At 67.6% G+C, this 26,980-nt stretch carries 24 protein-coding genes; 10 read left to right on the plus strand and 14 right to left on the minus strand.

The window, feature by feature from the left end:
• On the plus strand, positions 1–380 hold a 380-nt coding region (locus NGM28_RS26170), incomplete at its 5' end, for an LLM class oxidoreductase (RefSeq protein WP_502943915.1).
• 36 nt (positions 381–416) lie between these two features.
• Here NGM28_RS26170 and NGM28_RS26175 read toward each other — a convergent pair.
• From NGM28_RS26175 to NGM28_RS26190, 4 genes are all read right to left on the minus strand, one after another.
• Positions 417–1,049 (minus strand): LysE family translocator, encoded by a 633-nt coding sequence (locus NGM28_RS26175; protein ID WP_252092238.1) that lies wholly within the window; start codon positions 1,047–1,049, stop codon positions 417–419.
• 166 nt (positions 1,050–1,215) lie between these two features.
• Positions 1,216–2,313 carry an alkene reductase gene (locus tag NGM28_RS26180; RefSeq protein ID WP_252092239.1) on the minus strand — a complete coding sequence of 366 codons (1,098 nt, stop codon included), beginning with the start codon at positions 2,311–2,313 and terminating at the stop codon, positions 1,216–1,218.
• A 208-nt stretch (positions 2,314–2,521) separates the two neighbouring features.
• Positions 2,522–3,532 (minus strand): aldo/keto reductase, encoded by a 1,011-nt coding sequence (locus NGM28_RS26185; RefSeq protein ID WP_252092241.1) that lies wholly within the window; start codon positions 3,530–3,532, stop codon positions 2,522–2,524.
• Between the two features lie 184 nt (positions 3,533–3,716).
• Positions 3,717–5,258 carry an FAD-dependent oxidoreductase gene (locus tag NGM28_RS26190; protein WP_252092243.1) on the minus strand — a complete coding sequence of 514 codons (1,542 nt, stop codon included), beginning with the start codon at positions 5,256–5,258 and terminating at the stop codon, positions 3,717–3,719.
• Positions 5,259–5,442: 184 nt separating this feature from the next.
• Between NGM28_RS26190 and NGM28_RS26195 the strand changes: the two genes are divergently transcribed.
• The 4 genes from NGM28_RS26195 (at position 5,443) to NGM28_RS26210 (ending at position 12,924) form a co-directional block, all read left to right on the plus strand.
• A complete protein-coding gene (locus NGM28_RS26195) occupies positions 5,443–6,585 on the plus strand; it encodes a MexC family multidrug efflux RND transporter periplasmic adaptor subunit (protein ID WP_252092245.1) in 1,143 nt (380 codons plus the stop codon).
• Between the two features lie 15 nt (positions 6,586–6,600).
• Positions 6,601–9,729 carry a multidrug efflux RND transporter permease subunit gene (locus NGM28_RS26200; RefSeq protein WP_252092247.1) on the plus strand — a complete coding sequence of 1,043 codons (3,129 nt, stop codon included), beginning with the start codon at positions 6,601–6,603 and terminating at the stop codon, positions 9,727–9,729.
• The gene (locus NGM28_RS26205; protein WP_252092250.1) at positions 9,729–11,132 is read left to right on the plus strand and encodes an efflux transporter outer membrane subunit; all 1,404 of its coding nucleotides are present in this window, start codon (positions 9,729–9,731) and stop codon (positions 11,130–11,132) included. The genes NGM28_RS26200 and NGM28_RS26205 overlap by 1 nt, the downstream gene beginning before the upstream one ends.
• A 217-nt stretch (positions 11,133–11,349) precedes the next feature.
• Positions 11,350–12,924 carry a sensor domain-containing diguanylate cyclase gene (locus tag NGM28_RS26210; protein WP_240066089.1) on the plus strand — a complete coding sequence of 525 codons (1,575 nt, stop codon included), beginning with the start codon at positions 11,350–11,352 and terminating at the stop codon, positions 12,922–12,924.
• On the opposite strand, the gene NGM28_RS26215 is transcribed toward NGM28_RS26210, so the two are convergent.
• Complete coding sequence (locus tag NGM28_RS26215; protein ID WP_240066090.1) at positions 12,921–13,430, minus strand: GNAT family N-acetyltransferase; 510 nt, start codon at positions 13,428–13,430, stop codon at positions 12,921–12,923. The two genes, NGM28_RS26210 and NGM28_RS26215, sit on opposite strands and share 4 nt — an antisense overlap.
• 257 nt (positions 13,431–13,687) lie before the next feature.
• Here NGM28_RS26215 and NGM28_RS26220 point away from each other — a divergent pair, with 257 nt between their 5' ends.
• The 3 genes from NGM28_RS26220 to dksA all read left to right on the plus strand — a co-directional run bounded on the left by NGM28_RS26220 (position 13,688) and on the right by dksA (position 16,119).
• Entirely contained in the window at positions 13,688–14,248 is a 561-nt protein-coding gene (locus NGM28_RS26220; protein ID WP_252092252.1) for a gamma carbonic anhydrase family protein, read from the plus strand.
• Between the two features lie 2 nt (positions 14,249–14,250).
• On the plus strand, positions 14,251–15,588 hold the full coding sequence (locus tag NGM28_RS26225; RefSeq protein ID WP_252092253.1) for a dihydroorotase: 1,338 nt from the start codon (positions 14,251–14,253) through the stop codon (positions 15,586–15,588).
• A 123-nt stretch (positions 15,589–15,711) separates the two neighbouring features.
• Positions 15,712–16,119 carry an RNA polymerase-binding protein DksA gene (dksA, locus tag NGM28_RS26230; RefSeq protein ID WP_252092255.1) on the plus strand — a complete coding sequence of 136 codons (408 nt, stop codon included), beginning with the start codon at positions 15,712–15,714 and terminating at the stop codon, positions 16,117–16,119.
• Here the strand turns inward: dksA and NGM28_RS26235 are convergent.
• Positions 16,116–16,829 carry an MgtC/SapB family protein gene (locus NGM28_RS26235; RefSeq protein ID WP_252092257.1) on the minus strand — a complete coding sequence of 238 codons (714 nt, stop codon included), beginning with the start codon at positions 16,827–16,829 and terminating at the stop codon, positions 16,116–16,118. The two genes, dksA and NGM28_RS26235, sit on opposite strands and share 4 nt — an antisense overlap.
• A 335-nt stretch (positions 16,830–17,164) precedes the next feature.
• Positions 17,165–17,935, minus strand: a complete 771-nt coding sequence (locus NGM28_RS26240; protein ID WP_240066095.1) for a class I SAM-dependent methyltransferase — start codon at positions 17,933–17,935, stop codon at positions 17,165–17,167.
• A 73-nt stretch (positions 17,936–18,008) separates the two neighbouring features.
• Here NGM28_RS26240 and NGM28_RS26245 point away from each other — a divergent pair, with 73 nt between their 5' ends.
• Positions 18,009–18,473 carry a sterol desaturase family protein gene (locus NGM28_RS26245; protein ID WP_252092259.1) on the plus strand — a complete coding sequence of 155 codons (465 nt, stop codon included), beginning with the start codon at positions 18,009–18,011 and terminating at the stop codon, positions 18,471–18,473.
• Positions 18,474–18,548: 75 nt separating this feature from the next.
• On the opposite strand, the gene NGM28_RS26250 is transcribed toward NGM28_RS26245, so the two are convergent.
• Positions 18,549–19,442, minus strand: coding sequence for a bile acid:sodium symporter family protein (locus NGM28_RS26250; RefSeq protein ID WP_252092261.1), 894 nt, complete (start codon positions 19,440–19,442; stop codon positions 18,549–18,551).
• Positions 19,443–19,624: 182 nt separating this feature from the next.
• Here NGM28_RS26250 and NGM28_RS26255 point away from each other — a divergent pair, with 182 nt between their 5' ends.
• Positions 19,625–20,503 carry a Dyp-type peroxidase gene (locus tag NGM28_RS26255; RefSeq protein WP_252092263.1) on the plus strand — a complete coding sequence of 293 codons (879 nt, stop codon included), beginning with the start codon at positions 19,625–19,627 and terminating at the stop codon, positions 20,501–20,503.
• 80 nt (positions 20,504–20,583) lie between these two features.
• On the opposite strand, the gene NGM28_RS26260 is transcribed toward NGM28_RS26255, so the two are convergent.
• From NGM28_RS26260 to NGM28_RS26285, 6 genes are all read right to left on the minus strand, one after another.
• Positions 20,584–21,891: an alginate export family protein gene (locus tag NGM28_RS26260; protein ID WP_252092265.1), complete on the minus strand. Its 1,308-nt coding sequence runs from the start codon at positions 21,889–21,891 to the stop codon at positions 20,584–20,586.
• Positions 21,892–22,131: 240 nt separating this feature from the next.
• Positions 22,132–22,896 carry an SDR family oxidoreductase gene (locus NGM28_RS26265; RefSeq protein ID WP_252092267.1) on the minus strand — a complete coding sequence of 255 codons (765 nt, stop codon included), beginning with the start codon at positions 22,894–22,896 and terminating at the stop codon, positions 22,132–22,134.
• Positions 22,893–23,684, minus strand: coding sequence for an SDR family NAD(P)-dependent oxidoreductase (locus NGM28_RS26270; protein ID WP_240066101.1), 792 nt, complete (start codon positions 23,682–23,684; stop codon positions 22,893–22,895). Before NGM28_RS26270 ends, NGM28_RS26265 begins: the two co-directional genes overlap by 4 nt.
• A complete protein-coding gene (locus NGM28_RS26275; protein ID WP_252092269.1) occupies positions 23,681–24,499 on the minus strand; it encodes a molybdenum cofactor biosynthesis F family protein in 819 nt (272 codons plus the stop codon). Before NGM28_RS26275 ends, NGM28_RS26270 begins: the two co-directional genes overlap by 4 nt.
• A gap of 76 nt (positions 24,500–24,575) precedes the next feature.
• The gene (locus tag NGM28_RS26280) at positions 24,576–25,235 is read right to left on the minus strand and encodes a helix-turn-helix transcriptional regulator (RefSeq protein ID WP_252092271.1); all 660 of its coding nucleotides are present in this window, start codon (positions 25,233–25,235) and stop codon (positions 24,576–24,578) included.
• Positions 25,236–25,237: 2 nt separating this feature from the next.
• Positions 25,238–26,725, minus strand: coding sequence for an aldehyde dehydrogenase family protein (locus NGM28_RS26285; RefSeq protein WP_252092272.1), 1,488 nt, complete (start codon positions 26,723–26,725; stop codon positions 25,238–25,240).
• Positions 26,726–26,980: the final 255 nt, after the last annotated feature.

Here is a 26,980-nt window from a genome sequence, read left to right on the forward strand (position 1 = left end):
TCCAGCCCTCTGCGCAATTGGCCAAGCCGTATGTGATGGTGGGCGTGAACATCTTCGCGGCGCACAGCGACGCTGAGGCTGACTACCTGGCCAGTTCGCACCGCAAGTGGATGCTCGACCTGCATGTCGGGCGCCACGGGCTGCTGCCCAAGCCCCAGGAGCGTTATGTCGAAGGCTTGCCCGGGCATGAACGGGCGGTGCTGGAGCAGGTGATGGCCTGCACCATCGCCGGTGGGTCGCAGCGGGTTCGCGAAGGGTTGCGTGCGTTGATCGAGCAGACGGGCGCCGATGAGCTGATGATCGATTGCCGGATGCATGATCCGCTGGCACGGCAACGATCACACGCTTTTACGGCGCAGGCTCTGGCTGAACTGAACTGAAAGGTGCCGGCCTCTTCGCGCAAACGCGAGCGAGGCCTACACCGCCCTGACGTTGAGCAGACGCACGCCCAGGCCGATGAACAGCGCGCCGGTGGCCCGCTTGAACCAGGCGGCCAGGGGCGAGGCTTTCAGGCGCACGCCGAAGCGGTAGGCGGTGAAGCAGTAGAACGAGTGCACCAGGCAGACGATCAGCGAGCCGCTCAGGTACATCGCCGCGAACTGGCCGAAGATCGGCCGGCCGGGCTCGAGGAACTGCGGCAGGAAGGCGCAGAAGAACACCAGGGTCTTAGGGTTGCTCACGGAAACCAGGAAGGCCTCGACGGCGATGCGCCATTGCGTCTGGGGTGGCGTTGCGACCGTCTGGGCAGCCGGAGCGGCAGGGCTGCCGGGCGTCAGCAGTTGGCGCAGGCCGAGATAGATCAGGTAGCCGGCGCCAGCCAGCTTCAGCACCAGGAATGCCGTGGGCAGCGAGATCAACAGCGCGCCCACGCCCATGGCCACGGCGGTGATGGTCAGCAGTTGCGCGGTGAGGTTGCCGAACAAGGTCATGCCCATGCCGGAGGGGCCGTGGCGCAGGGCATTGCGCACGGTCAGCAGGACGTTGGGGCCGGGGATGAGCGAGGTCAGCAGGTAGGCGAAGGAGAAGGTCAACCAGAGGTGCAGGGCCATGGTGCGCGTCCTTTGCGCGGGGGAAAGGTGCACAATGCCAGCAAACTGAGGAATTCACCACGGTGTTTGGCACCGGCCTTGCCGGTGTTCGCCAGCAAGGCTGGCTCCTACCAGGATCGCATAAGGTTTGAGGAGAAGAAGGGCGCTTGCGGCGCCCTCGCTGTATTCAGGCCTGCTTCAGGAATGGATAGTCCGTATACCCCTCGGCCCCGTTGGCATAGTCGAACTGCGCCCGATGCTCGTTCAGCGGCGCCTGCAGCCGCAGGCGTTCCACCAGGTCCGGGTTGGCAATGAACGCACGGCCGAATGCCACCGCATCGATCAGCCCACGGCTGAGCAAGTCTTCGGCTTTTTCGGTGGTATAGGCGCCCGCCGCCACGATCACGCCTGGATACACCGCGCGAATCGCCTCGCGGAATTCATCGCGCAGTGGCTGGCCACCGGCCCAGTCCGGTTCGGACAGGTGCAGGTAGGCCAGGTTGCGCTTGGCCAGCTCACCAATCAGGTACAGCCCGGCAGCCTCCTGATCCTCGCCGTTGTCGACGCCATTGAAACCACCCAGCGGGAAGATGCGGATGCCCACCCGGTCGCCACTCCACTGGGCGATGGCGGCGTCCACCGCTTCGAGCACGATACGCGCACGGTTCTCGACACTGCCGCCGTAGCGGTCGTCACGAATGTTGGCGCTGGGGGTGAGGAACTGGTGCAGCAAGTAGCCATGGGCGGCGTGCAGTTCGATGAAGTCGAAGCCGGCCTCGCGGGCATTGGCGGCGGCTTGGCCGAAGTCGGTGACGATCGCGGCGATCTCGGTTTCGCTCAGGGCGCGTGGCACGGAAGTTTCGACGCGGATCACCTTGCGGTTTTCGTCACGCAGCGAGGTCCGGGCGTTGGCCGGCAGCGCGGAAGGCGCCACGGGCGCGTCGCCGTTCGGTTGCAGCGAGGTGTGCGATACGCGGCCGGTGTGCCAGACCTGCACGGCGCTGTGGCCGCCGTCGGCGTGGATGCCGTCGTTGACCCGGCGCCAGGCGGCGATCTGCTCGGGGGTGTGGATGCCCGGCGAACCGGAATAGCCCTTGGCCTGGAAGGAGATCTGCGTGGCTTCGCTGATGATCAGCCCGGCGCTGGCGCGCTGGCGGTAGTACTCGGCCATCAGTGGCGTCGGCACATCGCCGGGTTCCAGACTGCGCAGGCGGGTAAGCGGTGCCATGAAGACCCGGTTGGGCAGTGTCAGAGGGCCGAGTTTGAGGGGTTCGAAGAGTTTCATCGGGGCTCCATCGGAAAGTTGATTCGATGGCGCGCACGATACCGAGGTGATTGGGGAAAGGGGGGACCGGTACCCCGGCGCCTGGCTCCCCAATTGGCGTTGCCCCCTGTAGGAGCGGCTTCAGCCGCGATCACCCGCAAAGCGGGTGCCATACAACCGCGACGGCCCCATCGCGGCTGAAGCCGCTCCTACAGGTCCTATGCCACCATCAAGCCCTCGGCAAACGCCCGGTCACGAAATGCGCCACATCGTTGAACCCAGGCGTCGAGGCATGCCCCGGCGTTACCAGTGAATCGATGAAGGCTTCGTCCTCGGCCGTAATCTTGATTTCCAGCGCCCCGGCATAAGTGTCCCATTGCGCCTCGGTGCGCGGCCCGACGATGGCCGAGCTGACCAGACGGTTGTTCAGCACCCAGGCAATGGCGAACTCGACGATACCGACCCCCTTGGCCTCGGTGTAGGCGTGGATCTTCTGGGCGATGGCCAGCGACTCCTGGCGCCATTCCACTTCCATGATCCGCTTGTCCTGGCGCCCGGCGCGGCTGCCGGCGTCCGGTGTCGAGCCCGGCGCGTACTTGCCGCTGAGCACACCACGGGCCAGGGGGCTGAACGGCACCACGCCCAGGCCGTGGTAGGCGGCGGCGGTGAGCTGTTCGGGCTCGGCCTGGCGGTTGACGATGTTGTACAGCGGCTGGCTGACCACCGGCTTGGCCACGCCCAGGCGTTCGGCGACGTTGCAGATCTCGGCGATGCGCCAGCCGCGGAAGTTGCTCACGCCCCAGTAGCGGATCTTGCCCTGGGCCAGCAGGTCGCCGATGGCGCGCACGGTTTCCTCCAGCGGCACCGCGTGGTCCTCGCGGTGCAGGTAGTAGATGTCCAGGTAGTCGCTGCCCAGGCGCGTGAGGCTGGCTTCGAGGGCATTGAACAGGTGCTTGCGCGACAGGCCGCTGCGGTTGGGTACGCCGTCGACTGGGCCGTAGCCGGCTTTCGAGGCGACGATCCAGTCCTGCCGGTTGCGCGTCACCGCCTCGCCGACGATCTCTTCCGAGCGCCCGCCGTTGTACACGTCGGCGGTGTCGATGAAGTTGATGCCCTGGTCCCAGGCCTTGTCGATGATGCGCAGCGCGTCTTCGGTGCTGGTCTGCTCACCGAACATCATGCTGCCCAGGGTGAGGGCCGAGACTTGCAGGCCAGAGTGGCCGAGGGGGCGGTAGATCATGCTCGCGGGTCCTTGTCAGGCGATGTGATCCAGTGGTTTTACACATAACCGCCCCTGTTTGAAAGGGCCGTGGAACAGGGTTGCCTGTAGGAGCGGCTTCAGCCGCGATAGAGGCGACGCGGTGCCCGGTACCCGCTTCGCGGGTGATCGCGGCTAAAGCCGCTCCTACAGAGGTTGTGCCGAATCATTGAGTTATGTGGCTAGTGGTGTCGATCAGCTCGCGGGCTTCGCGGCTGGACAGTGGGCGCTTCATCCGCTGCGACAACATGGCCATGGCGTCCGAGTAACCCTTGGCAATCACGGCCTCGACCTCGTCGTCGATGCACTGCAGGGCAATAAAGTCGCCGTGCTCCGGCTCGCCGACGAACTCGATGCGGTTCCAGTAGCGGCCATGCCCCAGCACCTCGTAGGTGCGCCCGTGCTGGTAGGTCCAGAAGAACGGCACGTCGTCATAGCGGCGCCGCTCACCGAGCATGTTGGCGGCGGCGATCACACCGTGCTGCTGCGCCAAGCGCCAGTGCTCGATGCGCACCGGGCGGCCGGCGAGGGGAAAGCGGGCGATATCGCCGGCTGCCCACAGGCCGTCGCTGGCGTGCAGATGGGCGTCGACTTCGATGGCGCCGTCCTCGCCCAGGGGCAAACCCTGCACATAGCGCGTGGCCGGGGAGACGCCGGTGCCCAGCAGCACCAGCGGGGTGGCCAGCCGTTCGCCGTTGGCCAGCACTACCGCCTCGACCCGTTCCTTGCCCTCAAAGGCGGTCACTTCGGTCGGGCCGTGGAACACCACGCCCTTGCGTTCATGGAGTTCACGCAGCGTTCGGCCAATGCGCTCACCCAGCTGCTTGACCAATGGGACCGTATGGCGCGTGACCACATGCACCTGCAAGCCGTACTTGCACAGGGCCGAGGCGGCTTCCAGGCCGATGAACCCGTCCCCGACGATCACCACCGGCTGGCCGGGTTCGGCCAGGTCGAGCAGGCGCGCGGCATCTTCCCGCGAGCGCAGCACGCAGATGCCGGGCAACTGCGCGCCAGGCAGGTCCGGGCGCCGCGGTTTGCCGCCGGTGGCCAGCAGGGCGGCGTCGTACTTCAGCGACTTGCCGTCGGCGAGCGCGATCTCGCGCTTTTCGACATCCAACGAGCGGACCTTGGCGTGCAGGCGTTGCAACTGGCCCCGGCGCAGCGCGTCAGGCTCCAGCAGCGACGGCACTTCGTCAGGGGGCATCTGCCCGGCAATGACGAATTTGCTCAGGGCGGTGCGGTCGTAGGCGCTTTGCGGCTCCTGGTCGATCCACACCAGCCGCCCGCCGAAACCATGGCCCAGCAAGGTCGCCACGGCGGCGCTGCCCGCCGCGCCCGCGCCGATGACGACAAAGGTGCGGGCATCACTGTGCAGGGGCGGGTCGGCCCTGGGTAGCGGTTGGTCGTCCACCCAGACCTGGTCCTCCTTGAGCTGCACCGGGTAGCGGCGCAGGTCGGCCAGCGCCGGCGGCTCGCACACCGCGCCTTCGTCCACGGCGAACGCCGCCTTGTGCCAGGGGCAGACCAGCAGGCCGGCGCAGACCACCCCTTCTTCCAGGGGCGCTCCGGCATGGGGGCAGTTGCCCTGGTAGGCGCGCACCTGGTCGCCGTGGCGCACCAGGATGACCTCTTCGGTACCGGCCTGGACTCGCAGCGGGCGCTGCTCATCGAGCTCGGCGAGGGTGGCGACGGCGTGCAGGGCCATGGGCGTTCTCCTGAGTCCAGTGTGCTCATTTGACGCCTGCCCATGGCCAAGGGTGCCGCGAGGCGACGACCGGCCATCGCGTTTACAAACTTTAACAGTAGATTCAAATGAGACTAAATTGACTCAATAAGGCTTCGTGAGTACCATTCGCGCCGTTTTCAAATCAAAGGCTCGGGTGAAATTCATGGGCAACTTGCGTGCAATTGGGATGGTCAGCCTGCTGACGGCGGCGATCGCGCTGTCGGGCTGTGACGCGGCGGATCAGCCGCAGGCCGCGGCCGACGTGGTGTATCCGGTGGAGGTGGTGACCGTGGCCGGCGAGTCGTTGGCCCTGGCCTCGACCCTGCCGGGCCGGGTCGAGCCCATGCGGGTCGCCGAGGTGCGTGCCCGGGTGGCCGGTATCGTCCTGCACAAGCGTTTCGAAGAGGGCGCCGACGTCAAGGCCGGCGACGTGCTGTTCCAGATCGACCCGGCACCGTTCAAGGCCGCCCTGGCGCGGGCCGAGGGCGACCAGGCACGTGCCCAGGCGGTGCAGCAGGAAGCCCAGGCGCGGGTCAAGCGCTACGAGCCGCTGGTCAAGATCGAGGCGGTCAGCCAGCAGGACTTCGACAGCGCCACCGCCGAGCTGCGCAGCGCCCAGGCCGCCGTGCGTTCGGCCCAGGCCGACGTGCAGACCGCGCGCCTGAACCTGGGTTACGCCACGGTCACCGCGCCGATCTCCGGGCGCATCGGCCGTGCCCTGGCCACCGAAGGGGCGCTGGTGGGGCAGGGCGATGCCACGCTGCTGGCGCGTATCCAGCAGCTCGACCCGATCTACGTCGACTTCACCCAGTCCGCCGCCGACGCCCTGCGCCTGCGCCAGGCCTTGAAGGACGGCGCGTTGGCCGGTGGCGACGACAAGGCGCTGACGGCCCAGGTCGAAGGCACCGACTACCAGCGCCAGGGCGCGCTGATGTTCACCGACGTGGCGGTCGACCGTGGCACCGGCCAGGTCAGCCTGCGCGGGCGCTTCGACAACGCCGACGGCATTCTCCTGCCGGGCATGTACGTGCGCGTGCGCACCCCCCAGGGTACCGACCAGCAGGCCATTCTCGTGCCGCAACGCGCCGTGCAGCGCGGCAGTGATGGCGAGGCGCGGGTGATGGTGGTGGGCACCGGCAACCTGGCCGAGGCGCGCAGCGTGCGCACCGGCGTGATGCAGGGCGCGCGCTGGCAGATCACCGAGGGCCTGCGCGCCGGTGACCAGGTCATCGTCGGCAGCCCGGCGGGCCTGGCCCCCGGCATGCCGGTCAGCCTGGCCCAGGCGCAACAAGCCGCGGCGCAATAAGGCGAGGGTAGCGAGATGTCCAAGTTCTTCATTAATCGGCCGAACTTCGCCTGGGTCATGGCGCTGTTCATTTCCCTGGCCGGCCTGCTGGTGATCCCGGCGCTGCCGGTGGCCCAGTACCCCAGCGTGGCACCGCCACAGATCTCCATCACCGCTACCTATCCGGGCGCTTCAGCCAAGGTGCTGGTGGAGTCGGTGACCAGTATCGTCGAAGAGTCGCTCAACGGCGCCAAGGGCCTGCTGTACTACGAGTCCACCAACAACTCCAACGGCGTCGCCGAGGTGCTGGTGACCTTCGAGCCTGGCACCAAGCCGGACATGGCCCAGGTCGACGTGCAGAACCGCCTGAAGAAAGCCGAGGCGCGCATGCCCCAGGCCGTGCTGACCCAGGGCCTGAAAGTCGAGCAGGCCAGCTCCGGCTTCCTGCTGATCTACGCCCTGACCAGCAAGGTCAGCGACGGCGGCGATACCACGGCCCTGGCCGACTACGCGGTGCGCAACATCAACAACGAACTGCTGCGCGTGCCCGGCGTCGGCAAGCTGCAGTTCTTCGCCTCGGAAGCGGCGATGCGGGTCTGGGTCGACCCGCAGAAGCTGGTGGGCTATGGCCTGTCCATTGACGACATCAACAATGCCATCCGTGGCCAGAACGTCCAGGTGCCGGCCGGCAGTTTCGGCAGCACCCCGGGGGCCAGCGAGCAGGAACTGACCGCGACTTTGGCGGTGCAGGGCACCCTCGACACCCCCGAGGCGTTCGCCGGCATCGTCCTGCGCGTCAACCCGGACGGCTCCCGCGTGCTGCTGGGTGATGTCGCGCGCCTGGCCATCGGCAGCGAGAACTACAACCTGTCCTCGCGCCTGGACGGCCACCCGGCCGTGGCCGGCGCGGTGCAGCTGGCGCCCGGCGCCAACGCCATCCAGACCGCCACCCTGGTCAAGGAACGCCTGGCAGAGCTGTCGCAGTTCTTCCCCGAAGGCGTCGAGTACTCGGTACCCTACGACACCTCGCGCTTCGTCGACGTCGCCATCGAGAAGGTGATCCACACCCTGATCGAAGCCATGGTGCTGGTGTTCCTGGTGATGTTCCTGTTCCTGCAGAACGTGCGCTACACCCTGATCCCGTCGATCGTGGTGCCGGTGTGCCTGCTGGGCACGCTGATGGTGATGAAGCTGCTGGGCTTCTCGGTGAACATGATGACCATGTTCGGCATGGTCCTGGCCATCGGCATCCTGGTGGACGACGCCATCGTGGTGGTGGAGAACGTCGAGCGGCTGATGGCCGAGGAAGGCCTGTCGCCGGCGGCGGCCACGGTCAAGGCGATGGGGCAGGTGTCCGGGGCGATCATCGGCATCACCCTGGTGCTGGCGGCGGTGTTCCTGCCACTGGCGTTCATGTCCGGTTCGGTGGGGGTGATCTACCAGCAGTTCTCCGTGTCGCTGGCGGTGTCGATCCTGTTCTCCGGCTTCCTGGCCCTGACCTTCACCCCGGCGCTGTGCGCCACGCTGCTCAAGCCGGTGCCCCACGGGCACCACGAGAAGGGCGGCTTCTTCGGCGCCTTCAACCGCAGCTTTGCCCGCTTGACCGAGCGCTACTCGCTGATGAACAGCGCCCTGGTGGCCCGCGCCGGCCGCTGGATGCTGGCCTATGTCGGCATCCTGGTGGTGCTCGGCTACTCCTACCTGCGTCTGCCGGAAGCCTTCGTGCCGTCCGAGGACCTGGGCTACAGCATCGTCGACGTGCAACTGCCACCGGGCGCCAGCCGGGTGCGTACCGACCACACCGCCGAAGGCCTGGAGAAGTTCCTGATGTCCCGCGAGGCGGTGGCCAGCTCGTTCATCGTCAGCGGCTTCAGCTTCTCGGGCCAGGGTGACAACGCCGCGCTGGCGTTCCCCACCTTCAAGGACTGGTCCGTGCGTGGCCAGGAGCAGTCGGCGGAGGCGGAAACCGCCGCCATCAACGCCCAGTTCGCGGCCAATGGCGACGGCACCATCACGGCGGTCATGCCACCGCCGATCGACGGCCTGGGCAACTCGGGTGGTTTCGCCCTGCGCCTGATGGACCGTGGCGGCCTGGGCCGCGAAGCACTGCTGGCGGCCCGTGACCAACTGCTGGCCCGCGCCAACGGCAACCCGGTGATCCTCTACGCAATGATGGAAGGCCTGGCCGAAGCACCGCAGCTGCGGGTGCAGATCGACCGCGAGAAGGCCCGCGCCCTGGGCGTGAGCTTCGAGACCATCAACAGCACCCTGGCCACCGCCTTCGGTTCGGCGGTGATCAACGACTTCACCAACGCCGGGCGCCAGCAGCGCGTGGTGGTGCAGGCCGAGCAGGGCGAGCGGATGACGCCGGAAAGCGTGCTGCGCCTGTATGCGCCCAACGCCAGTGGCGAGCAGGTGCCATTCAGCGCCTTCGTCACCACGAAATGGGAAGAGGGCCCGGTGCAGTTGGTGCGCTACAACGGCTACCCGTCGATCCGTATCGCCGGCGACGCCGCCCCGGGCTTCAGCACCGGCCAGGCCATGGCCGAGATGGAGCGCCTGGTCAGCGAGCTGCCGCCTGGCATCGGCTACGCCTGGACCGGCCTTTCGTATCAGGAGAAGGTCTCCAGCGGCCAGGCAACGGCCTTGTTCGCCCTGGCCATCCTGGTGGTGTTCCTGCTGCTGGTGGCCCTGTATGAAAGCTGGGCGATCCCGTTGACGGTGATGCTGATCGTGCCGATCGGCGCCCTGGGCGCGGTGTGGGCGGTGATGCTAACCGGGCTGCCTAATGACGTGTACTTCAAGGTCGGCCTGATCACCATCATCGGTCTGGCGGCGAAGAACGCCATCCTCATCGTCGAGTTCGCCAAGGAACTGTGGGAGAAGGGTTACAGCTTGCGTGACGCCGCCATCGAGGCCGCGCGCCTGCGTTTCCGCCCGATCGTGATGACTTCCATGGCCTTCATCCTCGGCGTGGTGCCGCTGGCCATCGCCACCGGCGCCGGCGCGGCCAGCCAGCGCGCCATCGGTACCGGGGTGATTGGCGGCATGCTCAGCGCCACCTTGCTGGGCGTGGTGTTCGTGCCGATCTGCTTCGTCTTCGTGCTGACGCTGCTCAAGCGCAAGCCTGCCCCTGTGAAACATGCGGTCGAGGCCGTGGAGTGATGGACATGCGTAATTTCGTTTTGCCCTGTGCGCTGGCCTTCGCCCTGGCCGGTTGCTCGCTGGCGCCGACCTACCTGCGCCCCGAGGCGCCGGTCGCGGCCCAGTGGGGCGACGCGGCGGCCCACCAGGGCCGGGCGGTGGAGCACCTGGACTGGCAGGCGTTCATCGTCGACCCGACGCTGCGCCAGCTGGTCGCCACCGCGCTGGACAACAACCGTTCGCTGCGCCAGACCCTGCTGGACATCGAGCAGGCCCGCGCGCAGTACCGCATCCAGCGCGCCGACCGGGTGCCGGGCCTGAACGCCGGGGCCTCGGGTAACCGCCAGCACCTGCCGGCGGAGCTGGCCAGCGATGGCCGCGAGGGGGTGAGCAGCACCTACCAGGTGGGGCTGTCGCTGCCGGAGTACGAGGTGGACCTGTTCGGCCGGGTGAAGAGCTTGAGCGACGCGGCGCTGGAACAGTACCTGGCCACCGAAGAGGCCGGGCGCGCCGCGCGCGTCGCCCTGGTCGCCGAGGTCAGCCAGGCCTACCTGACCCTCGACGGCGCCGAGCGCCGCCAGGCCCTGACCCGCCAGACCCTGGCCAGCCGCGAGGACTCGCTGGCCCTGGTCGGCCAGCGCCGTTCGGCCGGCACCGCCACCGCCCTCGACCACCAGGAAGCCCTGGGGCTGGTCGAGCAGTCGCGGGCCGAGCTGGAAACCACCGTGCGCCAGCAGCGCCAGGCCTACAACGCCCTGGTGCTGCTGCTGGGCAGCGCGGACGCGGCCAAGGCCATTCCGGCCGAGCGTTCCGCCGCGCCCATGGTGCTGCAGGACATCGCCCCGGGCGCGCCGTCGGCGCTGCTCGAACGGCGCCCGGACATCCTCGCCGCCGAGCACCGGCTGCGGGCGCGCAACGCCGATATCGGCGCGGCGCGGGCGGCGTTCTTCCCGCGGATCAGCCTGACCGGCAGCTTCGGCACCTCGAGTGCGCAGATGTCCGGCCTGTTCGATGGCGGCTCGCGCAGTTGGAGCTTCATGCCGCAACTGTCGCTGCCGCTGTTCGACGCCGGGCGCAACAAGGCCAACCTGAGCCTGGCCGAGGCGCGCAAGGACTCGGCGGTGGCCGCCTATGAAGGCACGATCCAGACCGCCTTCCGCGAAGTGGCCGACGCCCTGGCCGCCACCGACACCCTGCGCCGTGAAGAAGCCGCGCGCCGGGCCCTGGCCGACACCAGCCAGGCGACCGTGGCACTGGCCAAGGCACGCTACGAGGGCGGGGTGGACAACCACCTGCGCTACCTCGACGCCCAGCGCAGCAATTATGTGAACGAAGCGACCTACATCGAGGCCAGTACCCAGCACCAGCTGGCCCTGGTCGATCTGTTCCGCGCCCTGGGTGGCGGCTGGCCGACGCAAATGTGACGTGACACCCGGTAGGAGCCAGCGTGCTGGCGAACAGGTCGTGTCGGCGGTTGGCCGGTTCGCCAGCAAGCTGGCTCCTACAGACAGACAAAGACCTCCTTTGGTTGGGCATTCCAGCCACCTCGGCCCCTGGACCGCGTGTCCCGGGGCCTTTTTTTGCCTGCGAGCGCCTGGACTATAGTCATGGGCGGCAAATGCGAGATGGCAAGGGATTTCAATGGGTGCAGCCAGGAACACGACCGAGGACGGTGTCTACGCGGTGACCAGCGAGGGCAGGGCGACGGCACTGTTCCGCCTGGTGCTGTGCTTCATGGCGGTGGTGATGCTGGCCTTCGTGCTGATCGAGGGCTGGCGGATCTGGCGCGACTATCGGCAGGCGTTCATCAACGCCGACCGTGCGGTGACCAACCTGGCACGCGCCACCGCCCAGCACGCCGAGGATGCCATTCGCCAGGTCGACGCCATCACCGCCGCGTTGGCCGAGCGCCTGGAGGGCGATGGTTTCGATCATATCGACCGGCCCCGGCTGCACGCCTTGCTCAAGCAGCAGGCGGCAATCATCCCGCAGTTGCATGGGTTGTTCGTCTACGCCCCCGACGGCAGCTGGATCGTCACCGACAAAGACGCAGTGCCCCCCGGCGCCAACAACGCCGACCGCGACTATTTCATCTACCACCGCACCCACCCGGACCGCCAGGTGCGCATCGGTACGGTGGTGCGCAGCCGCTCCACCGGCGACCTGATCATCCCCATCTCGCGGCGCCTGGACTACTCCGACGGCAGTTTCGCCGGGGTGCTGCTGGGTACCATCAAGGTCGACTGGTTCGTGCGCTACTACGGCGACTTCAAGATCGACGAGCGCGGCGCGCTGGTGCTGGCCATGCGCGACGGCACGATTCTCGTGCGCAGGCCCTTTGTCGAGCAGGTGATCGGCAGGAGCCTGGCGGCCAGCGAGATCTTCCGCAACCACCTGCCCTACGCCAGCGAAGGCGTGGCCGAAGCGGTGGCGGTGGTCGATGGCACGCCGCGGCTGTATGCCTTCCGTGTGCTGTCGAGCTATCCGCTGGTAGTGGAGGCAGGGTTGTCGCGTGAGTCGATCATCGCCCCCTGGCGCCACGACATGCTCAAGTCGGTGGCGGTGCTGGTGCTGTTGCTGATCGGTTTGGCCGGCTTTGGCTGGGTGGTATTGCGCCAGCTGCGCGAGCGGATCGCCATCGAGCGCGCCCTGCACCAGGCGCACCAGACGCTCAAGGCCATGGCCTTGACCGACAGCCTCACCGGGTTGGGCAACCGTCGCCGGTTGGATGCGGTGCTCGAACCCGAGATCCGCCGTGCGCGGCGCCAGGGGCATTCACTGGCGCTGGTGATGCTCGACCTGGATCACTTCAAGCCCTACAACGACCGTTATGGCCACCCGGCGGGGGATGCCTGCCTGCGGCGTTTCGGCGAGTTGTTGCGCCAGTCGCTCAAGCGCCCGGGCGACCTGGCGGTGCGTTATGGCGGGGAGGAGTTCACGTTGCTGCTGCCGGACACCGACACCCAGGGCGCCGGCCTGATCGTCCAGGAAATCCTGCAAGCGTTGCGCCGTGCGGCCATCGAGCACCTGGGCAGCCCGTTGGGGCGGGTGTCGGCCAGTGCCGGTATCGCGGTGGTGGCGCCTTCGCTGGAGAGCGTCATCCCGGAGAACCTGATCACGGCGGCGGACGAGGCGCTGTACACGGCAAAACGCCAGGGGCGGGATCGCTACTGCATGGCCGGGAGTGTACCGGCCGGGGTACGCGGCAGCCCCTAGGCAGCGAGGGGCAGGCGCATGGCGCAGCGCCCCTCCAGGCCGTGCGCACGCTCCTCGGCAAGGATCGCGGCCAAGCGCTCGTCCAGGTGCCCGGTTGTCAGCACCTCGAAGCCAAGGCGGGCATAGAACGGCGCATTCCAGGGCACTTCGGCGAAGGTGGTCAGCGTCACCGCGCGCAATCCTGCTGCCCGGGCCGTCTGGATCGCCTGGTCGAGCAATTGCCGGCCGAGCCCTTGGCCCTGGGCTTCCTGGCACACCGACAGTTCGTGGATGTGCAGGTTGTCGCCGACTACGGCGGCGCAGAGGAAACCCTGCGGCTGGTCCTGGTCGTTCACGGCGACCCAACTGCCACCTTCGGCCTGGAACCGAGCATGTTCCGCCTCATCCATCACGTCGCTGTCAGCCAGCCAGGCCAGGGCAGGGTATTGCCTGAACGCCTGGGCGGCGGAGCGTTCGAGGGCGGGGAGCAGTGTCAGGTCCTGGGCGAGGGTGGGGCGGATGGTCATGAACGGTACTCGTTACGTGGGCACGGGGTTGCCTGGCGATTGTGCCGCAAAGCGAGTGGCCGATGTTCGCTGGCAAACCATTGATCTGGTACGCCCTCCGTAGGAGCGGCTTCAGCCGCGATCACCCGCGCAGCGGGTGCCAGGCACTGCGGTGCTTTTATCGCGGCTGAAGCCGCTCCTACAGAGGGCAAGGGTGCTTGCGAAATAAATGTTATAATATAACAATTGACTGCCTTCTTTCCCTCAGGACTGCTCTCGTGATCCGCAGAAACCCCTCCGGCCACCTCCCCGACATCGCCGAGTCGGCCTACATCGACCCGACCGCGATCATCTGCGGCAAGGTGGTCATCCACGACAACGTCTTCGTCGGCCCCTACGCGGTGATCCGCGCCGACGAGGTGGACGCCGACGGCGACATGCAGCCGATCGTCATCGGCGCCAACTCCAATATCCAGGACGGCGTGGTCATCCACTCCAAGTCCGGCGCGGCGGTGCGCATCGGCCAGTTCAGCTCGATCGCCCACCGCTCCATCGTGCATGGCCCTTGCCAGGTCGGCGACCGGGTGTTCATCGGCTTCAACAGCGTGCTGTTCAACTGCCGGGTCGGCGATGGCAGCGTGGTGCGGCACAACTCGGTGGTCGATGGCCGTGACCTGCCCGCACGCTTCTACGTGCCGCCCACCGAGCACATCGGCCCGCATACCGACCTGGGCCGCTTTCCACCGGTCAGCGTCTCGGCAGCCGAGTTCTCCGAGGACGTGGCGCGCACCAATATCGACCTGGTGCAGGGCTACAAGGCCCTGCGCAACGAGTTCTGAGCATGGACGAGCTGTTGCTGCGCAATGCGCGCATGGTCAATGAAGGGCGTGAATTCGAAGGCGACCTGCTGGTGCGCCATGGCCGGATCGAACGCATCGCCGGCAGCCTGGAAGGCGCCCGGGCGCGGTGCGAGATCGATGCCAAGGGCGCCTGGCTGCTGCCTGGGATGATCGACGACCAAGTGCACTTTCGCGAGCCGGGCGCGCCGCACAAGGGCTGCATCGCCAGCGAGTCGCGGGCGGCGGTGGCGGGGGGCATCACCAGTTTCATGGACATGCCCAACACCCACCCGCCGACCCTGACGCTCGAAGCCCTGGCGGACAAGAAGCGCAGGGCGGCGGCCAGTTCCCTGGCCAACTATGGCTTTCACTTCGGCGTCAGCCGCGACAACCTCGACACCATCGCCGCGCTGGACCCGCGCGAGGTCGCCGGGGTCAAGGTGTTCATGGGCGCCTCCACCGGCAACATGCTGGTGGACGACCCGCAGGTGCTGGAAAAGCTGTTCATCTATACCCCGACCCTGCTGCTGGCCCACTGCGAGCACACCCCGAGCATCCTGGCAAACGAAGCCCGCTGGCAGGCGCACCACGGCGAATTCATCCCGCCTGCGGCACACCCGCTGATCCGTGACGCCGAGGCCTGCTATCGCTCGTCCAGCCTGGCGGTCGAGCTGGCCCGGCGCTTCGGTACCCGGCTGCATGTGCTGCACCTGACCACCGCCCGCGAGCTGGCGCTGTTCCGGCCGGGCCCGGTGGCGGGCAAACGCATCACCGCCGAGGTGTGCCTGCATCACCTGTTGTTCGACGACGGCGACTACGCCAGCCTCGGCCACCTGATCAAGTGCAACCCGGCGATCAAGACCCGCAGCGATCGCGACGCCTTGCGCCGGGCCCTGGTCGACGACCGCATCGATGTGATCGGCACCGACCATGCGCCGCACACGTTGGAAGAGAAGCGCCAGCGATACAGCCGCGCGCCGTCCGGCTTGCCGTTGGTGCAGCACGCGTTGCCGGCAGCACTCGAACTGGTCAGTGAGGGCGTATTGAGCATGGCGCAGGTGGTGGCCAAGACCAGCCACGCGGTGGCCGAACTGTTCGCCATCCGCGAGCGTGGTTTCTTGCGCGAAGGGTACTGGGCCGACCTTGCCCTGGTCGAGCGATTGGACACGCCGCGCGCGGTGGCCGACGACCCGGTGCTGGCCCGTTGCGGCTGGACGCCGTTCCAGTCGCGCAGCTTCCACCATGTGGTGCGCAGCACCGTGGTGTCCGGGCAACTGGCCTGGCACCAAGGGCGCCTACAGCAGCACTGCCAGGGCCTGCCACTGATGTTCGACCGGTAATTGAAGCCGGGGCCGCTCTGCGGCCCTTTCGCGGCACAAGGCCGCTCCTACAGGGGACGGGTAGGAGCGGCCTTGTACCGCGAAAGGGCTGCACAGCAGACCCAAGAAACAGGAGTAACCCCCATGACCGAAGACCAACTGCTACAGCAATCCACCGACGCCTACATGAGCGAACCCCAGCGCCAGTTCTTCCGTAACCTGCTGCTGGCCCAGCGCCGCGACCTGCAAGCGCGCATCGAACAGGAGTTCAGCGCCCTGCGTGAACAGGAAGTGCACAGCGACGCAGCCGACCTCGGCAGCGCCGAGGAGGAGCGCCACTGGCAACTGCGCTCGCTGGAGCGCGAGAAGAAGCTGCTCGACAAGATCGACCAGGCGCTGGAACGCCTGGCCCGGGGCGACTACGGCTGGTGCGCCGAAACCGGCGAACCCATCGGCCTGCGTCGATTGCTGCTACGCCCCACCGCGACCCTGAGCATCGAGGCCAAGGAGCGCCAGGAACTCAGGGAGCGCCACCTGCGCAGCGATGCTTAGTCGGTATCGTGCACCTGGCGCTGCAACTGCCAACGTACCGAGCTCACGCCCTTCTCCAGGCTGACCCGGCTGACCAGCCGCTCCAGCGCGGTAGGCGCCTGGGGCGTGCCGAGCAGTTCTGCACGCACTTCCAGGCGTGCCGGGTCGGCCAGGTCCTCGCTGTGCAGCGATTGCAGGCGCAGGCCTGGGTCGCTCAGGCTGTGCAGCATCAGGCTGCGCACCTGGATCTCGTCCTCGGCGCGGCAGACGATGCGCACTTCGAAGCGCTGCTCGACCTCGCTGGCCGGCACCATGTCCTGGCGGTCCAGGCGCTGGGCGATATCGCGCAGCAGGATGTTGGCGCACAGCACCACCAGGCTGCCCAGCGATGCCTCGAGCAGCAGCCCGAGGCTGCACAGCACGCCCACCGCCGCGGTGCACCAGAGGGTGGCGGCGGTGTTCAGGCCGCGTACGTTGAAACCGTCGCGCATGATCACGCCACCACCGAGGAAGCCGATGCCCGACACCACGTAGGCGGCGATGCGCGAGGCATCGGTGGGCGCCATGCCCGGCACCGCCTGGGTCATCAGCACGAACAGGCAGGCGCCGGTGCTCACCAGCGCGTTGGTGCGCAGGCCAGTCAGGCGCTGGCGCAGTTGACGCTCGGCACCGATCAAGGCACCGAGCAGCAGGGCCACGCTCACGCGCAGCAGGAAGATTTTCCAATCCATAGCGAACTCCATTGCGCGGGCAATGGCCCGCACTGGCGCCGGCTGAAGACGGCGCGATTGAAAACGAGGAATGCGCAGGACCACGCGCGATGCCGGAGGGCAACGCTCAGGGGAAGGGGATGCTCAGCCGTGGAGGGCTGGAGGAAACCACCGTCTACCGTGTGCGGCGAGACAGTGGCAGGAACGCTGCCGGACTAGCTCGCCGTGTGGGCCTGTCGCAATCGACTGGGGCTACTGTCCAATGCAGGGGGCTCCTGTTGAGGGGATGCTTGAGTGCGCGGCGGACCATACGCCTCGACCGTCGTCGGGTCAAGGCGCGGAACATGACAATCCGGTTAATCCAGGCGCTGGCAGTGGTAGGCCTGGGTCTGGTAGGGGAAGGCGATACGCTCGCGACCCTTGAGGTCGGGGTGGTGGTCGATCAGGTCCTGCAGGCGCGCCATGACCTTGTCCTGCTCGGCCTGGGGCAGGGCGGCGATGAAGCTGACCGAGCGCAGCCGCTCGATGATCACGGTCTGTGGGCTGCCTTCGTGGACATGGGGCAGGGTGGTCAGGGTTGGCGCGCCGAACCAGCGGCCGTCGAAAGCCTCGCGCCAGCGGCCGGTGTGAAAGCGTGGCGTGTCGCCTTCGTAGGGAGTGATGATCTCGGTGATGCGCGCCACCCAGTCCACCGTTTCGTCGCGCACGTTCCAGATGAGCCCAAGGCGACCGCCGGGCGCCAGCACGCGGTGCATCTCGGCCAGGGCGACGGCATCGGCGAACCAGTGGAAGGCCTGGGCGCAGACCAGCACCTGCTGGCTGGCGTCGGCCACCGGCATGTGCTGGGCGGTGCCTTCGAGCACGGGTACATCGGGCAGTTGCTCATGGAAGCGCTCGCGCATGGCGGCCACCGGTTCCACCGCCGTCAGGCGTGCTGCCAACGGGGTGAGCAGGCGGGTGAACTTGCCGGTGCCGGCACCCAGGTCCAGCACCGTCGTGCCGTTGCCGACGCCGAGTGTGTCGCGCAGCCAGTCCAGCAGCGCGATGGGGTAGTCCGGCCGGCCCTGCTCGTAGTTGCCCGACTGGCGGGTGAAGCCGGTGCTGGCCGAGGCGTGTACATCCTTCATGGAAAATCCCTCCGAATGACCTGCCGGCAATGTTACCCTTGCGCCTTTCGTTGCCACCCCCCCGGATCGTCTCATGTTGTTCAACCTCGCCATCCTGTTCGGCACCCTGGTGGCCATGGAAGGCGTCGGCACGCTGGCCCACAAGTACGTCATGCATGGCTGGGGCTGGTGGCTGCACCGCTCGCACCATGAACCGCAGCTGGGCATGCTGGAAACCAACGACCTGTATCTGCTCGCACTCGGGCTGATTGCCACGGCGCTGGTGGCGCTGGGCAAGGCCGGGCATGCGCCGTTGCAGTGGGTCGGCGGTGGCGTGGCCGGGTATGGCGTGGCCTATGTGCTGGCCCATGATGGTTTCTTTCACCGCCATTGGCCACGGGCGCCGAAGCCGGTCAATCGCTACCTCAAGCGCCTGTACCGGGCGCATCGGCTGCACCACGCGGTGAAGGGGCGCGAGGGCAGTGTTTCGTTCGGGTTCTTCTATGCGCCGCCGTTGCGGGTGTTGAAGCAACAGCTGAAGCGGCGCCAGGGCCTGTAGGAGCGGCTTCAGCCGCGAACACCCGCGAAGCGGGTGCCATGCACCGCGTTGCCTGCATCGCGGCTGAAGCCGCTCCTACAGAGCCCCTGTGCTATGCGCAATCCCGGCCTTTTGCCCGCGGCTCACCCACCAGCCAAACCCCGCCGCCGTGAAGAACATGATCAGGCTATAGATCGCCGCTGGCACCGCCATGGTCGCGTTGTTCAAAAGCGTCGGGCTCAGGGCCAGGGCGATGGCCAGGGTGCCGTTGTGAATGCCGATCTCCATGCCGATGGCGATCGCCTGGCGCCGGGGGATGCTCAGCAACCGCGGCACCCAGTAGCCCACCCCCAGGCTCAGCAGGTTGAACAGCAGCGCGGCGCCACCCACCACGGGCGCGTACTCGACCACCGTCTGCCAGTCCTTGGCCAGCGCCAGCACGATGGTGAAGGCCAGGAACAAGGCCGCCACCAGCTTCATCGGTTTCTCCATGCGCGCGGCGAAGCGTGGCGCGAAATGGCGGATCAGCATGCCCAGCGCCACCGGCAGCAGGACGATGGCGAACACCTGCATGACCTTGGCGAATTGCAGCGGGATGGCCTGGTCGGATTCCATGAACCAGGCCAGCGACAGGTTCACCAGCAACGGCATGGTGAGGATGGCGATCAGCGAATTGACCGCAGTGAGCGTGATGTTCAGCGCCACGTCGCCATGGGCCAGGTGGCTGAACAGGTTGGCGGTGGTGCCGCCCGGCGAGGCGGCCAGCAGCATCAGGCCCACTGCCAGCGCCGACTCCAGGCCGAAGCCGTTGGCGATCAGGAAACACACCAGCGGCAGCAGCAGGATCTGGCAGGTCAACCCGATCACCACGGGTTTCGGGTATTTGACCACCCGGGCGAAGTCGGCCAGGGTCAGCGACAACCCCAGGCCCAGCATGATGATGCCCAGGGCGAGGGGCAGGACGGCGGTGAGCAGCGGCGAGGCGGTCATGGGCGGTCTCTCGGGCGAAGGATCCCGGGAGTCTAGGTGGCGCTGGAACGATGGCTAATCGCAATACGCCTTTCTTGGTAACCGTTTGTTACTAAACCGGCGCGGTGCAGCGGCCCTGGGTCGCGTTGCGATGCCGCGCCCGGCGCAGTAGCATTCCCGCTTTTGCCGAGGATTAGCCTGTCATGCCGTTCCAGCCAGGTCTGCTTGCCACACCGGTGCCGGCCCATGCCCGCCACCTGTTCTTCGCCCTCGACGCGGTCGAGGCCTTGCCCGCCGTCCTGGACCAATTGCTGCCGCAGGTCGACGGTAAAACCCTGGTCCTCGCCGTCGGCGCGCCGCTGGCCAAGGCCCTGGGCCGCGAAGTACCTGGCCTGCGCAGCTTCCCGCAACTGGACGCGGTGGTGGAGAACCCGGCCACCCAGCACGCCCTGTGGCTGTGGCTGCGCGGCGAGGAGCGCGGCGAGCTGTTCCTGCGCGCCCAGGCGCTGCAACAGGCCCTGGCGCCGGCCCTGCGCCTGGTGGACAGCGTCGATGGCTTCCTGCACCGCGGTGGCCATGACCTGACCGGCTACGAAGACGGCACCGAGAACCCGGTGGACGCAGACGCCGTCGCCGCTGCCATCGTGCCGGGCGATGTGCCGGGCCTGGCGGGTTCGAGCTTTGCCGCCTTCCAGCTGTGGAAGCACGACCTGAACTACTTCAAGTCGCTGCCCCAGGGCGAGCAGGACAACATCATCGGCCGCCGCCTGAGCGATAACGAGGAGCTCGACGACGCGCCGGAGTCGGCCCACGTCAAGCGCACTGCCCAGGAGAGCTTTGAGCCCGAGGCGTTCATCGTTCGCCGCTCGGTGGCCTGGGCCGACGAGCGCGGCGCGGGTCTGGCGTTTGTGGCGCTGGGGTATTCGTTCGATGCCTTCGAAGTGCAACTGCGCCGCATGAGCGGGCTGGAAGATGGTGTGATCGATGGTTTGTACCGCTTCAGCCGGCCGCTGAGCGGCGGCTACTACTGGTGCCCGCCGTTGAGCGAGGCCGGTGCTGACCTGCGACTGTTGCTGGGTTAGTTGTGAACGGTTCGCCAGCAAGCTGGCTCCTACGGGTACGCGGTGAACCTGTAGGAGCCAGCTTGCTGGCGAACCGCTGATCAGAACGGCACCGCTACCGTCAACTGGCTGTACACGTTGGTCCCGCTCCCCACCTGATTCCCACCATCGCTCTGGTCCTTGCGCGGTTTGAACAGCCCCAACAGCGGGGTGACGATCAGGTGCTCGTTCACCGCCCATTCCACATACAGGTCCAGTTCCTGGGCATCCAGGTTCAGGGTGTCGCGGGTGCGCACGGTATTGAAGTCGAAGAACAGCGCACCCACGGTAACGTCGTCCCGTGGCGTGGCTTTCAAACCGACATGGTGGATGCCGCTGTTGGTGTTGAACGGCCCGGCATAGTTGCCCGCCACCTCGCCCTGGATCCAGGTGCCGTAACCGCCGGACAGGCCGGTGAACAGCAGGTCCCAACCCGCTGAGTAGCGGGTGTAGCGGTAGGTCAGCTGCGGCGCCCACGGCGCCTCGGCGAAGGTGTAGCCGGCCTCGGCGTACCAGGCTGTTTCCCGGCCGCCACGCTTGTCCTGCCAGGCGTATTCGAAGGCCAGGCGGGTATTGGCCAGGCCAGCGTTGCCTTCACCGCGCAGGCTGTACACATCCATGCCTTCGCGGGCCTTCTGGAAATCGCTGGCCCACTGGTCGGCGACATCGATGCCGTGGATGTAGGTCAGGCCCAGGGTGCCCAATGCGTGGGTGTAGTCCAGGGTGCCGGCGGCCAGTTCGGTCTCGGCCTGGGCGCGGTTGTCGGACTTGAGCCAGAGCACGCTGCCGTGCAAACCCTCTTTGCCGCCAAGGCGCAGCACCGCCGTGCGGTCGAAGGCATGCCGGGCGCCGAGGTAGAAACCGCCGCCTCGATTGAGGTGTCCATCGGCCGGGCCTTTACCCAGGTTGGGGCCATCGTCGTTGATCAGGAAGCCGCTGCCCAGGCGGATCACCTGGCGCCCACCGGAAATGTCCACGCCATCCTGGCCCAGCAGCGGGAACAGCGCGCCGGAGCGCCAACCCAGGTAGGCATCCTCGATCTTGGTGGTGCGTTCGGAGCCATCCTGGTTGCCTCCGGCATCGCCGTCGCCCCAGGCGCCGGAGCTCACCCAGTTCAGCGCACCGTACAGGCTGCCATGGCCGGCCAGGCCCTGGTCGCCGCTCAGGCCGTATTTGATGAAGCCCTCGCGCCAGGTCGAGCCACCGGGCGTGCCGTCATAGTTGTGGCGGCTGTTGAACATGCCCCAGACCGCGAGCAGGTCGGCGTTCAGGTGGGTGTCGTCGTCGGCGTACAGCTCGTGGGCCGACGTGGCCTGGGTCGAAGCCAGCAAGGCCAGGGCCAGGACGGTACGGCGTGGGGTGAGACGCATGGATCGTTCCTCGTTCGTTATGTGCGGTCTTGGGGCCGCGTTGTTGTGGAGGCAGGTGTCGCACGGCGACGGAGCATTAGCGCGTGGAAAGGCGGGGTGGGTCTTGCCCGTGGCTGCCAGCGTGCTTGCACCTGGCAGCCATGGCGGTTGTAGGAGCGGGTTTACCCGCGAACACCGGCGTAGCCGGTGCCCCTGCACCGAGGTGCCTGCATCGCGGGTAAACCCGCTCCTACAACGGCCTCAGTGGGCTAGGGTTTCCGGCAAGGTGGCGCCACCGTCGACGATCAGGGTCTGGCCGGTGATGTAGCTGGCCGCATCGGACGCCAGGAACAGCATCGCCGCGGCGATATCGGTGGCCTCTCCGAGCCTCCCAAGCGGCACCCCGGCGGCAATCCGCGCATTCAGCGCGGCATCGCCGAGGTTGCCCATCGCCGGCGTGCGTACCATGCCCGGCTCGACACCGTTGACCCGCACGTTCAACGGCGCCAGTTCCAGTGCAGCATTGCGAATGAAACCGTTGACCCCGGCCTTGGACGCGGCGTAATGGCTCAGGCCCGGGTAGGCGACCCGTGGGCCGGTCACCGACGAGGTCGCCAGCACGCAACCACCGGCCTGCTGGCGAAACAGCGGCAGGGCGCCCTGGGTGAGCCAGAACAACGCGCCAAGGTTCACGGCCAGGGTGCGCTGTAGCAGCGCTGGCGTGATTTCGGCAAAGGGTATGAGCGGAAAGTACGCGGCGTTGTGCACCAGCACGTCCAGGCGCGGCATTGCCTCGAGCACTGCGCCGATGGCCTGGCCGTCCGTCAGGTCAAGCAACTGGGCCTGCACGTCATGGCCCCGTGCACGCTGCGCCTCGACCATGGATGCCAGCGCCACGGGCTCGACATCGACCCCCAGCACCCGCGCGCCATTGCCGGCGAAGCCCTTGACGATGGCCTGGCCGATACCCCCGGCCGCCCCGGTGACCAGCACCGTGCGCCCGGCGAAGTCGTAGCGCGCGCTCATGGCTGGGGCTCCAGGCGGGTGTAGGCCAATGTCGGCACATCGACCACGGTCGAGCCACCGTCGGCGGTGATCACCGCGCCAGTGACGATGCTCGCCTCGGCGCTGACCAGGAACTGGCACACGGCGGCGATTTCGTCGCTGTCTGCGGGACGGCGCAGGGGCACGTCGCGGGTGACGCGCTGGTAGGCGGCCTCCAGGTCCTCATCGTGATGGGCCATCAGCGCCTGCATTTCCGCGTCCGCCATCGGGGTGCGCACCCAGCCTGGGCACACGCAGTTGACCCGCACCCCCGAAGGGCCGTAATCGCGTGCCAGGGAGCGGGTCAGGCCGACCAGGGCATGCTTGGCGGTGGTATAGCCGCACACCTCGGGCCCGGCCGCCAGCGAGGCGATCGAGCCGAGCAGCACCAGGCTGCCCCGGCTGGCCTGCAACATTGGCAGGCAGGCGCGGGCGGTGTGAAAGGCACTGTCGAGGTTGCCGCGCAGCGCGTCGCGCCAGGCGTCGTCGCTGGTGTCGCCCGCACGCCCGAGGCCGTGGCCGCCGGCACAGGCGATCACCGCGTCGAGGCCGCCGAAGCGCGCCTCGACCTGCTCGATGAAGCCGCCCCAGGTGGCACTGTCCGCCGCATCGCCCGCCAGTACCAGGCCGCCCGTTGCCTCGGCGACCCGTTCGAGCGCCGCCTGGCGCCGCCCCACCAGCGCCACCTGCCAGCCCTGGCGCGCCAGGCGCAGGGCGCAGGCCGCGCCGATGCCGCTGCCGGCGCCGGTGACCAGCACGCGGCGGTTCACTGCGGGTACTCCGTGCGGTTGACCACCCGGCAATACGAGGACACCGGGAAGTTGGCCAGGGCATCGAAGCTGCCACCGGCATAGCCGAAGATCTTGCCGTCGCTGCGGTGTTGCAGCAGGTCGATCATCACCAGGCCCAGGGTCGGCACGATCTTCTCGCACCAGACGAACAGGTACAGCTGCTCGGCGATCTTGTAGTAGTAGGCGCGGTCGGTGTCGCACAGGCCTTGCTCGACCCCCTTGAGGCACTGCCAGCTGTAGTACTCGGCGTTGAGGTAGAGGTGCTCGTACTCCTCGGTCGGGCTGTAGCGGTAGTGGTTGCGCAGCCCCACCAGCTCGGTGGTCGGCGCGTGGGGGCAGGCGCCGTCCTGCCAGGGGCGGTCAAGGGTGCCGTGGAGGAAGGTCGCCTCGACGCCGGTCAACGGCTCGCCGGCCAGGGCGCGGGCGTACAGGCCGCGTTCGGTCTGCGCCTGGTCGGGCAGGCGGCCGAGCACGGCCGTGAAGGACCGGCTGAGGGTATCGAGCACCAGCGAGACCGACCAGGCCCGGTTGCCTTCCTGCTTGATGAAGTCGACCAGGTACAACCCATCACGCACCGACGTGGCTCGGTAGCTGGCACGGCCAGTGCTGTGGCCGTCGGCGGCGTGCCAGTGCAGCCGGTCTTCGTCGAAGCGGTGCTCGATGACCCAGCCATTGGCGAAGTGGAGGGTGAGTGTGCGCCCGGCAAGGTCGGCCCGTTGCGGCAGGATGAACGCTTGCGGGGCGAAGCCCTCGGCGAGGGCGCCAACGGTGATCCAGTCGGCGGGTTTGCTCATGGTGGTGACTCCTGTGGTTGGCTTGGCCACAGGGTGCAGTGCCACGGGGAGGCCGGGTATCAACCGGAAGGTTGAGTCACAGGAACAGGCTGGCCACAAGCTCGGTGCGGTTGCTCACCTCCAGCTTGCGGAACAGATTGATCAGGTGGGTCTTCACCGTTGGCAGCCCAACCCCCAGTGCCCTGGCGATCAGCTTGTTGCTGGCGCCCTGGCGCAGCAGTTCGGCGATCTGCCGCTCCCGTGGGGTGAGCGCGATGGGCACGGGGTTCTCCGCCAGCGGCTGGCTGGCCACCGCCAGTTGCATCAACCCATGCAACGGCAGCAGCCGTTGCAGCTCGGCGTCACCGAACTCGCCCAGGCTGGCGCAGCGCAGCAAGGAAACGCCCGCGCGAGGCTGGCCCTGCACCTGGGCGATGATCTCCACCACATCCACCACCTGATGCTGCGCCAGGAACTGGCGATAGGTGCGGCCCTGGTCCTGCGGCAGACGGGCCAGGCCCTGGCGCAGCGACACCACGGGGCCGCCGATGGCCAGGCAACGCCCTGGTTGCAGCGGGTCGAAGGCCCGGTAACGCGCCAGGTAGCGTGCGTGCATGGGCGCCTGCAGGTCCTGCAGCAGGAAGTCGCAGGCCTGCTGCCCGGCGTCGATGCGGTAGAACGCCGCCAGGGACGCCGGCACCTGCTGGCTGAACGCCTGCAGGCAGTAGCGTCCCAGCTCGTCCAGGGCGTTGGTCATGGTCAGTAGCGGATCATCACTGACTTGAGCTCGGTGAAGTCGTCGATGAAGGCCGAGCCGAACTCGCGACCGATGCCGGAGGCCTTGATGCCACCGAACGGCACGGCGGGGTCGAGCAGGGTGTGCATGTTCACCCACAAGGTGCCGGCCTGGACCTCGGGGATCAGGCGCATGACCTTGCCCAGGTCGTTGCTCCACAGGCTGGCGGACAGGCCGTAGGGGGTGGCGTTCATCAATTGCAGCAGCTCGTCTTCGTTGTCATAGGGCAGGAAAGTCGCCACCGGGCCGAAGGTTTCCTGGTTGAGCAGGCTGTCCTGGGCCGAGTTGGCGAGGATCACCGTGGGCTCGACGAAGCAGCCGGGGCCTTCGCCGATGCGCCCGCCATGGATGATCTGGCTGCCTTCGGCGCGGGCGAGGGCGAACAGCTCGGCGAGCTTTTGTTGGTGCGGCTTGTTGGCCACGGGGCCGAACTGGGTGGTCTCGTCCAGCGGCGAGCCGGTCTTGAGCAGGGCCAGGCGTTGCGCCAGGGCGTCGAGCAGCGGTTCGATCCGCGAGCGGTGGACAAAGAACCGCTCACCGGCGGCGCAGATCTGCCCCGAATGCAGGAAACCGGCCTCGATGATGCCGTCCACCGCCTTGTCGATACCCACGTCGGGCAGGAAGGCTACCGAGTTCTTGCCGCCCAGCTCCAGGGTGGCGCGGGTCAGCTTGGCGCCCATGGCAGCCTGGCCGACGGCGATGCCGGTGGGCACGGAGCCGGTGAACGACACCTTGTCGGTGCCCGGGTGCTCGACCAGTGCCTTGCCCACCAGGCCACCGCCGGTCAGCACATTGAGCACGCCCGGCGGCAGCCCGGCCGTGCTGGCCAGTTCGGCGATGCGCAGCAGGGTCAGCGGGGTGAACTCGCTGGGCTTGAGCACGATGCTGCAACCGGTGGTCAGCGCCGAGGCCAGCTTCCAGATGGCGATCATCGTCGCGAAGTTCCACGGCACGATGCCCACCACCACGCCCACCGGCTCGCGCAGGGTGAAGGCGCTGTAGCGCTCGCCGGCGAAGGAGGGCAGCGATGGGGTGAGGGTCTGGCCGCTGATCTTGGTTGCCCAGCCGGCGTAGTAGCGTAGGAAGTGCGCGGCCTGGTCCACCTCGAAGGCGCGGGCGATGCCGATCAGTTTGCCCGACTGCAGGGTTTCCAACTGGGCCAGTTCCTCACGATTGGCTTCGAGCAGGTCGGCCAGTTTGAACAGTACCGCAGCGCGGGCGGCGGGGCTGGTGCGTGACCACGTGAGGAAGCCCTGGCGGGCAGAGGCGACGGCCTGCTCGACATCGGCCTGATTGGCGTCGGCGACCTGGGTGATGGGCTCGCCGTTGGCGGGGTTCACCACGCTGATGCGTGCTGCGGATTGGCTGGCGACGGCCTGGCCATGGATGTACAGGCCGTGGTCGCGGGCGAGGAACGCGGTGACGCTGGAAAGGAGGGGAATGTCGCTCATGCTTCGGCTCCGGGCAATGAATGTCCCCTGTAGGAGCCAGCTTTGCTGGCGAACCTTGGCCTGACGCTTTCGTGGCACGGTTCGCCAGCAAAGCTGGCTCCTACAGGAGGGGCGGCGGTGTCCGAGCTTAATGCGCTTGAACCGTCGCAATCTTGTCTGCCCATGCCACCCGCATGACCCAGCCTGCCAGCCCGAAATAACCCACGAAAAATGCAATCCGAGGTGCGGAAGTTGCATTTTCCACCCCCGGCGCGG

This window comes from Pseudomonas sp. MWU13-3659, from assembly GCF_023757525.1.
GTDB classification, from domain to species: Bacteria; Pseudomonadota; Gammaproteobacteria; order Pseudomonadales; family Pseudomonadaceae; genus Aquipseudomonas; species Aquipseudomonas entomophila_E.